The sequence below is a fragment of the Echinicola salinicaeni genome, from assembly GCF_014280965.1.
Classification (GTDB): domain Bacteria; phylum Bacteroidota; class Bacteroidia; order Cytophagales; family Cyclobacteriaceae; genus Echinicola; species Echinicola salinicaeni.
Genome location: NZ_JACODZ010000003.1, coordinates 313,331 through 327,876, shown reverse-complemented (window position 1 = coordinate 327,876; position 14,546 = coordinate 313,331). Strand labels below are relative to the sequence as shown.

Below are 14,546 nucleotides of genomic sequence, written 5' to 3'. Positions count from 1 at the left end.
CGGATTAAAAGTTCATATTCACACCCAGTGCAAATCGCTTGGGACGTGGGGTGGATGCACCGTCCACGCTAAGCATGTATATATTGCTGGAGAGGTTGACCTCTGGATCTTGACCGGAATAGTTGGTCCAAGTATGCAGGTCTTGAGCGGTAAAAAACACATCAAACCGATCTATCTTATTGGATGATAACCAAGATTTTGGCAATGAATACCGCAGCGAAACTGTCTTTAAGCGTACAAATGAACCATCTTCAACAAAACGATCTGACCCTAAGTAATTATACCCTTCGTTATAAAGTGCCCTGGGAATACCCGTATCATCTCCTTGGTGTCTCCACCGTTGAAGCACGGCAGTACTTTGGTTTGATGTACCATACATGTTTTCGGTATTGATCCGAGTCTGATTGACAATCTTCTGCCCAAACCTTCCATGGAAAAAGGTGGTCAGCATAAAGTTCTTCCATCGGATGTTAAAACCGGTGCCAGCTGTGAATAAGGGCATGGCATTTCCCAGATAAACAATGTCAAATTGATCAATGACGCCATCTCCGTTGACATCCTCATATTTCGCATCGCCAGGATATACACGACGGTTTCCATTTTGCATATAGACCAATTCGCCATCAATGTCGTAAATCAAGTTGCCTTCATTGTCTCTTGCATAGGTTTCTTCACCATTCTGATAGACACCTTCATAGCGATAGCCATAAAAAGATCCAATTGGATTCCCCTCCACGATTTTGTGGGCATATGATCCGTTTTTAAACTCATAGTTTTCGAACAGCATATTTTCGGGAAGCTCCTCCACCTTATTGCGGTTTCTAGCAATATTGAAGTTAAATGATACCCCCAAGTCCGCTCGCTTGATCGCATCATAGTTAAAAATCAGCTCCCAACCCCTATTATATACTTCTCCGGAATTGTAGTACCTCACCTCCGAGAATCCTGTGGAAGAAGGTAAGCTGTAATTTCTCTGCAACAGGTCGGTAGTCCTTCGATCATACACTTCTGCAGTCACATACAGCCTTCCCTCCATTAGGGAAAAGTCAATACCGATATTGGACTGGGCAATCGTTTCCCAACGAAGGTTTTCTAGCTGGATACTGGAAGGGGAAATGGCTACCATGTCCATATAACCAGGCGTGATCGGGCTGAATGTACCGATGTAAGGAAAGGCGCCTCCCGGAGGGTTTCCGCTTTTACCCCAACTGGCCCTTAATTTGCCCAACTCAATGCCTGCAAAATCTTTCATAAATGGCTCGTCACCAAAGTGCCATGCCAAACCGATAGAGGGAAATCCAGCCCAACGGTTACTGGCACCCAAGCTGGAATTGGCCTCCCAGCGATAACCGCCAGAAATAATGTATTTACCATTAAAGGTATAGTGGGCATTGGCGATCGTCGCCACTCTCCTAGTCATAGAATTATCTGACTCCATTTTGGAAACGGCAGCGCCATCTGTAGGATCACTCAGGGATACTGATGCATTTCCGCTCGTCTGGCTTACATAGCCAAAGTTTCGGCCTTCATTGGACTGTACCAAACCACTCAGGATAATATGGTTTTTATCATTGATGGCCTTATTATAAATCAGTTTATTTTCGGTATTGATATACAGTTGGTCTGAAAGCATATCCGAGCTCCTGTTAAAATAAGGATCCGTCCAGAGTACACCCGTAACCGACTGCGGCAAGAAACTGGTGTTTTTATTCGTTCTAGTATCAAAGCCTACTGTCCCTTGGTATTGCAGATCAGGGTTGAACTGATACCGCAAGCGAAAGATTACCCGCGCATTATCAGCCTTGGTCTGATTGCTTGATTCATGCACCAATGCCACGGGATTGTAATATTTATTATTGGCAAAGCTCCCTTGGAAATTCTCCAATGGAGAGAAATATTCCGAAGTCCTGTTACCATTGGCATCCAACACATAAGGACTCATATTAGGCATCTTCCGCATGGCCATGGACCGGGCTGAAGAAATACCATTTCCTGTCCAATTAGCCTCCTTAATACTCTGCGAATACGACATATCCGCACTTACACTGAGCTTATTGGAGAAATTATAGGTAACACTGGCCATGGAATTAAACCGATCCAGTGAGGTGCCAATCGTCGTTCCTACATCTCGGAGATAGCCTACGGAGACCCGGTAGATCGCCTTGTCTCCCCCTCCGCTAAGTGAGAAGTTATTGTCCAGAAAATAGCCCAGTTGAGTGACCTCATTGACCCAATTGGTGTTTTGGTTATATTCGTCAAAGTATACCCATTCAGGATCAAAATTGATTTCAGGTGTTTGAAATAATAAGTCCGTATAGGCTGACCCAGACTGATAGCCCACATCATTGATCGAATTCCAAATCCCGTCCTGCACGAGGCTGACATATTGGGATCCATCCAGCATAGGAATGGTATTGGGCTCTTTCTTCATTTCCGATTTGGTAGAAAAGGAGAACTTCGTCTTGCCTTTTTTCCCTTTCTTGGTTTTGAATATCAGCACACCATTAGCACCTTGGGAACCCCAAATGGCCGTAGCGGCTGCATCTTTCAGTACCTCGATGGACTCTATATCATTGGGAGAGATATTGACCAAGGCCCCAAAATCCTGGTCATTGGCTGTAGCAAAGTTAAAATCATCTCCAAAATTAGTCGGATAAGGAATCCCATCCACGACGATCAAAGGATCGGAATTGGCATTGAGAGAGGATGTTCCGCGGATACGAATGGTGCTCCTTGATCCAGGGTCAGCACCGGAGATGATGTCCACATTGGCCATTCTTCCCTGAAGCCCTGATTCGATGGACGTCATGGGCACCTCCTCCAATTGCTCCACATCAAACCGCTGACTAGAAGACACTTGCTCACGCTGGCTGATACCCAGTGAATTGGTCTGCACGCGCTCCGCAACTACTTCTGCTGAGCCGTATTCAAAGGCGTCTTCATCCAGCATGGTATTGATGGTCGTTTGGTTGCTAATGGTCACCTTTTTTGTTTTAAATCCAATATAGGAGAAGACCACCTTTAGATTATTTCCCTGAGGAATTGCCAATCTGTAATTGCCATTTTCATCAGAGATGGTTCCATTTAAGCTCCGTTGCTGTTCATTTTCGATGAAGATACTCGCGCCAATAAGGGGTTCTCCACCTGTATCGGTTATTTTTCCTGTCAAGACCGTCTGTTGCTCTTGTGCCTGTAAAGGCAATACCGAGAGCAGCATTAGCAGACAGCTAATGATATAAGTTGTTTTCATAAAACTGGTATTGAGGGTTTAATGTCCTGAATTGAGCACTTTATCAATCTGATAAACAGCACCATCCACATAGATTTTTGGAAAAACACTGACCACATTGGCCGTCTCTCCTGTAGCAGACCTTACCTGTAGGTCTGTACCATTGTCCAAAAGTGCAAGTTGACTGAATACATCACCATTTTCCTGGGCAGTAACCAGCTCACCTTGAACACCCATACCTGGAAAAGCATAATCGCTATAACTATTGGTACTGGCTGGCACGAAATAATACCGAAGAAAATCCTCCAAATCCCCTTCATCTTCTGGAATCAGGCCTTGTTCCTTGGCTTCTAAAATGGCCTCGTTGGTCGGTGCAAAGAGCATATAATTGTCTCCAAACAAAAATTCAAATTCGTTATTGGGGTCTACCAAACCCGCTTGGGAGAGGAGTTTGGAAAACTCTGAAAATTCCTGAATGGTGCTGGTTCCTGAACTGGCTGATGCGATAATGTATTTGAAACTTCCTTCTTCACGAATTAATGAGCGTTCCACTTCGTAGGCCATACCATTGTTCCATTCACCACTCACTGCCGATGCAGGAGCAAACTCTCCAAGGTTATAATTATTGGAGGAGGCTACTCCCTCATCAGTGATATACAAATAGCTAAATGGATTTCTAGTACGGTAAACCTTTGTTCCGGAAATCTCCGTGATTTCATCCGTTACAATATGGTTTTGGACAAAAGCCCGCATCGCACCGGTACTCATAGGTACCCTGATACCTTCAGCATTTTCCACCTCTACTGCTTCATCACCAAACTGTAATGGATTACCTTCGTTCCAGAAAATTTCACTGCCGCCATAAATGGTATTGAGGATGGTCTCATTGCTAGGAATAAAGACTGTAAACTTTAGGGCATCGCCGAGAAAAGCTTGCAGGCTGCCTGAACTGTAGAGCATTTGTAAAAACATGCTGTATTCGGGTTGCTGAAGCATAGGACCGATCACTCCACGGAAAAGCTCAGGAACGATCACTTCATTCAAGCCATAATAAACACCATTTACTCCTATCCCTTTCTCTTCCACGTCCTGCTCAGGGTCAAACTGAATGATATTCCCATAGATACTTTGGATATCACCACGTTCGATTTCAGAAGGAAAAACAATACTTCCCTGGTATACGTGGTTACTCAGTAATAACCTGATCGGCAAAAATGGCACCTCGTCAAGTGAAGCATAATGGCCGGCCCAGTATTCACTAAAGAAAGTCTGCAGTGCAGTGTTGTTTGGGGCAAACACATTGTAGGCATTACCTGAAAGTGCTGCTAAATTTGCATAATCCGCTAAGCCAACACCGCCATTATAAGACCATTCGGAAGCAATTTCCGGTAGACCAGTATGTATCTTTACATATAAGGAATCACCAGCCTCTGCATAGGCCTTGGAAGTTTCATCATCATACCAAAAACTGGTAAACCGATCGTAAATTTTTATAAAGTCACTGTAGTTTGCCTCTTGTTCCAGTTCTTTATAAACCGTCTCCAATGGTTTTACCACACGGTCCACAATATAGACATAGCCATTATCAGTGGGTAGGGCATATTCATCTACCGTGGCATTTGAAACATTAAATCCCCCTGAACCTGTCCATCTACTTTCGGGATAAAAGTACTCGTAATTGGATGCAGCATCGATGTTTTTAGAAGTAAATAAATTATAGGAAAAGACTGGCACAAAACGCTCTTTGTGAAAAATCGTGCGTTCCTTTCCTGCTACCTTGTCCATCTCCACCGAAACGGTATCCCGGCTTTTGGTGCGGTGCTTATAATACATTCCTGCCATGGCTGGCTTTTCTACAGCCTGTCCCTCTGGACGATAATTGGCAAACCGATTACGGGAAAAAGAATAATACACCAAATGGTAGCCCATCAACTTTTTGGTCTCAGCTACCGAAAGTTCATCGACACCGCCAATACCCTCCTCAGAAAAGTACTTTTCAAATGCTTCATCTGGCGGAGCAAGCACCGTGATGATTCCTTTTCCTTCCACCAGACTCTTAAATCCCGCTTTTTCAACGGCTTCTAGAAAGATGGTGAAATTCCCCCTGCTTTCTAGCAATTCCCAGGCATTTCCTTTAAGCCATTCGGGACTTTCATAATGTTCTTCCCAGCCTACTTCCCTACATCCAAATAGTAGAAAGCAAGCTGATAAAAAGTAAATAATCCTTTTGATCATCTTAACTTGGTTTAGGTTATTAAATTGGGTTGTTAATTTTCTCCGGCAACTTATGTTCAGGCATCAAACCGAAACTTTATTATTAAAAACTACCGATTAGAGAAATTACTCTTCTACTATTAGCTTAGGGTAAAAATTATATTCGAAATATATTATCATCAGAAATTACAACTGATCTGTACTGTTCTGTACTGACCATACAGCACGGGTACGTTTGCATTATTTAGACAATTTCTTATATTATTTTAATATTTTATTTGCTAAACATGATATTATATTTGCACGATTAATTAGTTTCACACTAATTAATGGTAGTAATACCTAAATGAAATTCTTATAATCAGGCTGGTATAAACAAAAAAAATAGCCCCACCCATTAAGCGTGAGGCTATTTAAATTCAAATCGGCTACAAATTATACCGTCAACCTATATAGTAAAGAAACCCAAGACAATATTCTTCAATCCTGAGACCTTGATCATTAGAAGTTACTCTTTTCATTTCCAATATGGTCAAGCTTCTATCGCTCTAAAGTCAGCCCCATCAATCCTACAACCACCTCAATTGTAGTGGCTTTGATCTCTAAATAATCCAATTCCTTATTTTGGTCTAGCGGTAGATCCCAAACGGTAGCAGCTCCTCCATCAATCGCATAAGTAGTAAAATGATCAATGGCAGTATAATCATCATGGACTCGATTACTGATTTTACCTGTTTTTAAATGTACCCTGACAGGTCGTGGAGCACCTGTTTCAAATGCATATCCATCGATATAATAGTCCTGCTCAATAGGCCACCATGTCTCAGGATTCCTTAGGGACAGTTCAGCAGCAGTGCCATCCTTATAGTGGATAATGACCTTTCCATTTTCTATCCTGCTTTGCATATGATTGGTAGAACCTGCCATCAACAAATAGGCATGACTGGCCCTGCCGGATAATGAAATCTTTGCACTATCAGGGTAATTATCCCAAATTGAAGTAAAGACAATATTATCCTTTGCAGGATCTCCCGGGGAGAAGAAGGGAATGCCCTGTGGTAAGGTGATTTTATTTTCATCACCAGCCAATGTCCTCAAACCAACATCATCAATATCCATATATGCCCCATATGAAGCCCAATCCCCCATTCCCTGTATAGGTATTTGCAAGGTAGGATAGGGCGAACGCGGACTTAAATATTCATTTCTAAAGATACTGGTCACTTTATCATTAAAAGCACCTGAAATATCAATGGGCTCCATCTCCTGGGCTTTTACCGGCAGGTTCCAGTTGGCCATTTTTTTACTGGAAAGCAGCTGTCCACCTGCAAACACCTCAATTATATTGGTTCCTGTTTTGAGGAATTCATTCGAAGCAATGGTCAAATCTTTACGCTCCTTAGCTCCACAAGCAAGCTGCTCTTTCCATATATTTCCATTGACATTGATGCTTAGGTGCAGCTTTTGGTCAGCATGGTTCTTGACCCTGAATTTTAAGGATGAATCATCCTGCTCTTCAGCCAGTATTAATTCTATTTCAGGCTTCACCTCAGAGCTTATTGGCTCCCACCAGCTCATCTGACCTTGCTTTAGTTTTGCAAAAAAAGTACCATGACCAAGGACGTTTCCAATACTCGCTGCTAGTCTTTTATCCTCTACTTCAGCCTTGGCCAAGATATGCTCTGGATCATGCACCTGTAACACTTCCAACTCATCACTACCAAGTGTAATCACATCCCCAGGAACAGGTTTTTTCTCATGAGAAATCACATCTATTTTCTCCCCTTTCCAAACAATTGAAATTATAGCCTTTTCTTCCAACTGAACTTTTATAGCTACCTTGGGTTTTCCCACCTGGTTTTCCAAGGATTCCCAAGAAGTCTTATGGCCGTTTATTATAACTTCCTTGATTGCTTCATAGCGAGCATCAATAATTAAATTCAGCTCCAATACTTTTCCAAACTGGTTAATCACCTCATACTGATCCTCTTTTCCCTCACTTCTAAAATCAACTGCCAAATCAGGTGTTTTCAAGGTGGCATAATCCCAGCTTACCGGAAATCCAGGTTGGATAGTCAAACGGTCATGCATCAGGTCAGGCTGAACACCAAACAACCCCTCTATCAATGAACGCGCCCCCATACCGACTCCATCGGCAAAATCCCTGTAAAGCTCGCTTCTCATGGCATCCAAGAAAGATAACTGCTGAAAGTTCCCTGGGCTGCCTCCCAAGTACATGCTTTCCAAAATGGCACTTTTCCAGAGCTTGAAAGCCCCTGCAGTATTGCCTGCTTGCCAATAGGCCAAACTGGTATGTAAGGCTTCCGCCAATGCCACATTGTTTACAGACCAAGTATAGGGCATCCAATTGGTCGTGGAAATGGTATGGAATTTTTCTTCTGGAAGACCTGCTGCCACCAAGGGAATATGAGGGATTTCTGTATCTACATAGCGGGTCATTTGAAAAGCCTGAAAAGCATCCGGAACTTCACTATCTATGGTATGGTACACGGACCAAACACCTGCTTGGGGGTGCAATTTCTTCGACCCCAAGAAATCCTTGTATTCAGCATACCAGCCACCATCCTTTAACCATAACTCTTCATTCATGGCCCTCAAGATCTTTTGGGCCTCCGCTTGATACCGGCTTCCATCCTCTCCCAAAATATCCGCCAATTCTGCTGCTTTTTTATGAGCATAATAATTATATGCTGAAGAATGGGCAACGCCACCACTATTATATTGCAAGGCATCACTGGCCCAAATACTGGCATAGGCATTATAAAGGCCGTCATCATCTGGATCAAAATTGCGTTGTTCCCAAGCAAGGTGTCGCTGGATAGCTGGCCAAACTTCCCTCAGATATTGAATATCTCCTGTCCAATCAAAATGGCGGATCAGCTGATCAAAGAACACCTGATTCATATCATAATGATGCGGGCGAGATGGCTCTCCTGGTCTCCTGCTGATATATCCTTTATTGAAAATAGATTTGCCTGTTTTTTCAAGTTGCCGGGCCATATGCTTAGCGGAATCAGGATCATTTCTGCTCCCCTCTGGTTCCAAATATTGCGAGGCCAGGTAACCATCAAAATGGGTTCTTGCTCTATCATGCCAGCCCATCCAATCTGCCACATAAGCTCCTCGCCAACCAGGCAGGGGCATCCTCCAAGCAACTGCACCATGCACATAGGCCGGAGCATCATAAATGGCATCTGCAGCGATCCCCAAGGCTCCACCAATGGTATTGATAAAGGGATCGGGAGTATTCACCATTACCCTATTGGCTAAAGCAGCTCTTTCTTTATTTGCCCTTTCAAATGCTATGGGAAGGTCTGTATAAACCATTTCACCAAAACCTGGCCGATAAATGGCAAAATAATGCTGCTCGGAAGACAAGCTCGTTTTTCCCATAATGGCCGCTGCTTGATCTGGCTGGGACGACCAAAGCCTATTAATATCGTTCATCGCTTCAGGATTAACCCTTTTCAGACTAGCCTTTTCTGGGAAAACACCCATCATCTTCGCTCTTTCCTCACCGCTTTTGTCATCACCGTAAAAAAGCTCGATCTGATTACCTTCATTGAACTGTATACGATTTCCAATACAGTTTTCCACCTTCAAATCAAATACAGAAGGTGGATCAGCTCCCAAATCTCCCATTCTTCTAAATTTCTTACCTGTCACTCCACCATACAGCCATACCAAGTTCACTTCTTCCACTTCACCTTTGGGGACTACCTTAAAAACAGCCCCTTCCCTCTCTCTGAGCGGCATGACCACAATTTCTATTTTTCCACTTGAAAGCATGGGGTCTGCAATGGTATAGATCATGGATCCTGCCCGGTAGCGCGATTCGATATAAGTCGCCTCACTTAACCATTTTGATTTTTCTCCCTGCTGTATCCCAAAGCGAAAGTGTCCACCCATGCCCGGTAAGTAAAAAGAGAATAAAGGCAAATCTCCAGCTTCTGTTCTGAAGTCAGAGTGATAACCATAAAGTGCCCGGTTGAACCTGCGGTCTCCGTTCTTAATGACAAAGTCCTCTCCATCGGGTTGATATCTAAGCTCCCTATATTCCCCGTGCCAATATTCCTGTGCAATGACCAGGGGACTTTGCAATATTATAAACAAGGTCAAAAGAAGACCATAAAATTGAAAAATAATATTTCTGGAAAATCGCTGAATCATAATTCTTGAATTAGTTTCTTATTTTAAAAAAGGTAGGTATCCGAGTATTTCTCGGCTCAACATAAAATAATATTACTGACACCATTTCATTTTAAAACCAACAATAAAAAGCCAAAAAACCACCCGCCTATAGCAGATGGTTTAATTAAGCCTAAAGTCATTTCATGCCAATAGTTTAATACCCTGGATTTTGGTCATACAAGCCTTCCTTGACATCCAATTGGTTGATTGGCACGGCATAAATCATATCATCGGATGTGATATCAGTAGAGATTTTATTGGCTGCATCTTCCTCAGCAATCCAGGCGTCCATCACATCGATGGCCATTCCAGATCTTACCAGATCATGCCATCTCAGTCCTTCTCCAATAAACTCTCTTCTTCGCTCCTCCATGATCTGCTCATAAGAGACATTGACCAAAGGCAATAAAAGGCCAGCTCTTTGACGAATACTATTCACCAAGGCATCTATCTCCAACTGCGAACCTCCACTTTTGCTCAGGGCTTCTGCCTTCATCAACAAAATATCAGCATAGCGTATTACTGGAAAATTCAGCTCAAAATCAAAACGATCTACACCCAGGTTATCCAGATCCAGGTACTTTTTGATAAATCTGTCCTGGGTTATATTTCCATTCCCATCATCATAGTTGATCCAAACTGAAAAATCATCACGAACATCATTGCCCTCATAGGAGTCCATTAAGTTGGCTGATACCGTTTTCGGTGCATCAGGAAAAGTCCCTCCTGCAAATGGAATTCCATTGGTTCTGGCAAATGCCTCGGGATAGTGATATTGCACGTATTCACCTCCTACTCCTTGGCCTCCACTCAAAAACTGGATATCAAATACGATCTCCTCATTATTCTCATTGTCATAGGCAAAGATATCAGCATAGTTGTCCACCAAATCAAACTGACCGCTATCGATAATCTGATCCAGTAAGGCAATGGCCTCACTCCATTCGTTTGTACCCATTACCGGTCCTTCAGGATGAAGTTGTGTTCCAGACCGGGTCATATATACCCTGGCCAAAAGCCCTCTGGCAGCATGGGATGTAGCCCTGCCCAAATCTGTGGCACTAGTGAATTCATCTGGCAAGTTTGAAATGGCAAATTCCAAATCAGTAATAATCAGATTATAAACTTCAGCAACTGGACTCCTTGGTATTTCCAATGCTTCCAAAGGAGTAACTGGTCGATCAAACAGTGGAACTTTTCCATAAAACCGTACTAAATCAAAATAAAATAAGGCCCTCAAGAACTTTGTTTCACCCTCAATCCTGGCCCGCATATTATCATCTGCCACCACATCAGCAGTCAGCTTTTCCAAAATGGTATTAGCACGCATGATATTATTATACAGACCATTCCAGGTGTTGTTCATAATACCGGCTGTTGCCAAATTGGTATTAAAATTATTGATCAGGTTATAATCCCTCACACCTGCAGTTCCCGGGCTGTAAATATTATCCGAGCGTACCTCACTCAGTTCAAAATGGTTGATTGGATAGGAATTCAACCCATTGTACACGCCTGAAAGTGCTTTGATAAAGTCTGACTCATTCTGATAGAATGCGTTTGATCCCAAAGAAGACTTAGGGGATTGATCCAGCTTACTTTCACAGGACATCATTGTTCCAGAGGCCAAGCTGATCAAAGCGATATATAGAATTTTTATCTTTTTCATGATACTTGTCTTTAGGAGTTAAAACTTAAGGTTTACACCAAATACAACTGATCGGGAAAGCGGAAAGGCACCGTAATCATCTCCGTTATTATTAACTGCCTCAGGATTGAAGCCTCCCGTATACTTATCTCCTCCAAAGAAATTTTCAGCAGTGGTGTAGATACGGGCACCAGTTAGGAAATTCTTGTTTTTGACCAATCTGCCAAGGTCATAACCCAAAGTAATATTTCTGATTCTCCAATAATCAGACGGATAAAGCCAGTCCGTATTTTTTATTCTACCAAAACTGGATACGGCCTTGCCTGTCTGTCCATCACCTGGGTTCTCTGGAGATCTCCACCGGTTCCTGTGTCTACCAAGGGTATTTTCAACAAATCCCATTCCCGGACGGTCCATTGCCCTCCCAAAGGTGGAGTAGATCAATCCGCCCCATTGGCCTTGCACCAATATATTTAAGTCAAATCCTTTATATGAAAAAGTATTGGTAATACCCCAAACATAATCCGGATTGGGATGCCCTGAAAGAATCCTATCATCTGGATCGATCACCCCATCACCATTGGCATCAAAATACTGGGGATCTCCTTCCTGTTGGTTGCCATATAGTGCTGCTCCATTATCAATTTCCTCTTGGGTAAGGATGCCGATATTCTGTACCAGGTATAAGCTGTACATTGGTTCTCCCACCATGGTAATATTGTGGTTGATATCAAAGCTACCACCTAAAATCGGGGTATTTTCTGGTCCTAGCTGCCTGACCTCATTGGAATTATGGCTAATATTAAAATTGGTAGACCAAGTGAATTCACCAGTTAGATTCCTAGTGCTCAGCTCAAATTCCCATCCCTTGTTCATCACCTCACCGATATTGGTCAAGGCAGAGCTAAAGCCTGTTGCGGATGGCACAGGAATATTCAATAGAAGGTTGGTGTTTTTCTTGGTATAATAATCAAAGGAAGCATAGATCCTATTTTCCAATACCCCTAGGTCCAATCCAATATTGAGCATTTCAGACTCTTCCCATCCTAATTCGTTATTAGCGAAATTACCGGGAACCAAACCATTTACCAATGCTCCGCCATAGGAATAATTGGCGAAATTCAAGGTAGCAATATGAGAATAATCACCTATCCCGTTATTCCCGGACAGTCCCCAGCTTCCACGTAGCTTTAAATCACTCAAGAAAGAAATATCCTTCATAAAGTCTTCATCAGAAAGCCTCCAACCCAAGGACACGGAAGGGAAGAAACCCCATTTGGTATCTTGTCCAAAGCGTGAAGAACCATCCCTCCTAGCCGATGCTGAAATCAAATATTTACCTTTATAATCATATTGCACACGACCAAAATAGGAAAGCAAGGTACTTTGTGTTTCGGTTGTATTGGTACTTCCTGCATTGATTACAGCAGCATTCAGGGTCGTAATGCCTTCCACATCAAAATTACCTCCCATAGTAAAGGTATTGCGCTTATTGAAATTATAAGACATCCCTGCCACTGCACTCACATTATGTACTTCTTCAAAAGTCCTATTAAAGGAAAGGGTGTTTTCATTGACAAAGGTGAGTTTTCTATACCCATTAAAGCCTCCAGTAGTCTGTTTATTTCTGGTTACGGGCGCTGGGGTATAGTTTTTATTCTGTTGGTCCACATTATCCACATTCAGTGTTGTTTTGAATGCCAATCCCTCTATAAAGTCATATTGTCCATAAATAGTCGCCAGATTTCTAAATATGGTCGTTTGATTAAGCCTTTCCTCCGCATAAGCGATAGGGCTGATCCTAGAACTGGCCCAAGTATAAAGCGGAATATCGCCCACACCTGTATACAAACCTGCATCAGCTTCTACCACCGGGGCCATTCCTACCGTAGTATGGGTAATCGCATCTTTACCTTCTACCCCTGGATCATCCAAAGAGGAATAAGACGGATTGAGATTCAAGCCAAATTTCAGTTTTTCACTTGCCTGAACCTCCACATTGGCACGGGCAGAATAGCGCTTATAATCCACACCAACTGCTATTCCCTCCTGATCCATATAATCCCCAGAAATAAAATACTTGACAAATTCATTCCCTCCGGAAGCATTCAGTTGATAATTCTGTACCAGACCCTTTCTGAATAAATGGTCTTGCCAGTCCACCAACATTAAGCCCGGGTATCCCTCTTGCATCCACCTTTCATCATACATATAATTTCGATCAAAGCCACCCAAGATGGCTTCTCTTTCTGCCAATGACTGGGAAGCTGACCTGCCTTCACCAGAGTTTTCCCATTGGGTGTTGATCATTTCTGTGGCACGATCAATCCACTCCGTAGGGCTTAGCACATCCAGCTTCTTCACCGTCTCATTCCATCCTGTATAGGCATTTAAGCTGATTTGGGCCTTGCCCGATTTTCCACTTTTAGTATTGATGATAACCACACCATTGGATGCTCTGGAACCATAGATGGCCGCAGCAGATGCATCTTTCAATACCTGAATAGTCTCAATATCATTCGGATTCAGGTTATCCATGGGATTGCCGCCAGCACTCTCCAAGGGAAATCCATCAATCACATATAGCGGTTGGTTATTGGCAGTGATGGAACCTACCCCTCTCACTTGTATATCAAAGCCTCTGCCCGGCACCCCGGAGGTTTGCTTTACCCTTACCCCTGCCATTTGGCCGATCAATGCCTGATCCACTCGCTGTATAGGTCTTTCATCCAAATTATCAGGTTCGATTTGGGCGATGGCTCCAGTAATATTAGCCTTCTTCTGGGTACCATATCCTACCACAACCACTTCTCCCAACTGCTGCAAATCCACCTGCATGGTAATATTGATCGTGCTTTGTGCCCCAACAGTCACCTCCTGACTTGCAAAACCTATCGAGCTAAAAACCAATACGGATTCCTCACTGGGCACCTCTATGGTAAATTTCCCATCAATATCCGTTACCGTTCCCGTACTGCTGCCCTTGATCAAAATACTTACACCCGGGAGGGGCATATTATCTTCACTTGACAGCACCGTTCCACTTACTTCTTTAGCGTATTGCTCCTGAGAAAGTGCAGGAGCATCACTTGTTTTTAAATTGGCTGCATCATAAAGCAAACTACTTGCATTAGTTGCTGTACCGCCAGCCATGGCCAGCAGGAAGAGACTTCCCTTTAGCCAATGATTTTTTAGGGTAAATTGCTTTTTCATGGTTTAATTTTAGGTTTAGTTTGTCCAATG

The 14,546-nt window shown here is 43.0% G+C and carries 5 protein-coding genes; all 5 read right to left on the bottom strand.

Annotation, left to right across the window (positions count from 1 at the left end; genetic code table 11):
• Positions 1-4: 4 nt before the first annotated feature.
• Positions 5-3,250, bottom strand: coding sequence for a SusC/RagA family TonB-linked outer membrane protein (locus H7U17_RS07140; protein WP_186755974.1), 3,246 nt, complete (start codon positions 3,248-3,250; stop codon positions 5-7).
• Between the two features lie 18 nt (positions 3,251-3,268).
• Positions 3,269-5,464: a fasciclin domain-containing protein gene (locus H7U17_RS07135; RefSeq protein ID WP_186755973.1), complete on the bottom strand. Its 2,196-nt coding sequence runs from the start codon at positions 5,462-5,464 to the stop codon at positions 3,269-3,271.
• A 519-nt stretch (positions 5,465-5,983) separates the two neighbouring features.
• Complete coding sequence (locus H7U17_RS07130) at positions 5,984-9,634, bottom strand: DUF4450 domain-containing protein (protein WP_186755972.1); 3,651 nt, start codon at positions 9,632-9,634, stop codon at positions 5,984-5,986.
• 175 nt (positions 9,635-9,809) lie between these two features.
• Positions 9,810-11,324: a RagB/SusD family nutrient uptake outer membrane protein gene (locus H7U17_RS07125; protein WP_186755971.1), complete on the bottom strand. Its 1,515-nt coding sequence runs from the start codon at positions 11,322-11,324 to the stop codon at positions 9,810-9,812.
• 18 nt (positions 11,325-11,342) lie between these two features.
• Complete coding sequence (locus H7U17_RS07120) at positions 11,343-14,516, bottom strand: SusC/RagA family TonB-linked outer membrane protein (RefSeq protein ID WP_186755970.1); 3,174 nt, start codon at positions 14,514-14,516, stop codon at positions 11,343-11,345.
• Between the last annotated feature and the right edge of the window lie 30 nt (positions 14,517-14,546).

Coding starts and splice junctions, on each gene's coding strand:
- H7U17_RS07135 (WP_186755973.1), bottom strand. CDS start 5,464: ATGATCAAAAGGATTATTTACTTTTTATCAGCTTGCTTTCTACTATTT.
- H7U17_RS07120 (WP_186755970.1), bottom strand. CDS start 14,516: ATGAAAAAGCAATTTACCCTAAAAAATCATTGGCTAAAGGGAAGTCTC.
- H7U17_RS07140 (WP_186755974.1), bottom strand. CDS start 3,250: ATGAAAACAACTTATATCATTAGCTGTCTGCTAATGCTGCTCTCGGTA.
- H7U17_RS07130 (WP_186755972.1), bottom strand. CDS start 9,634: ATGATTCAGCGATTTTCCAGAAATATTATTTTTCAATTTTATGGTCTT.
- H7U17_RS07125 (WP_186755971.1), bottom strand. CDS start 11,324: ATGAAAAAGATAAAAATTCTATATATCGCTTTGATCAGCTTGGCCTCT.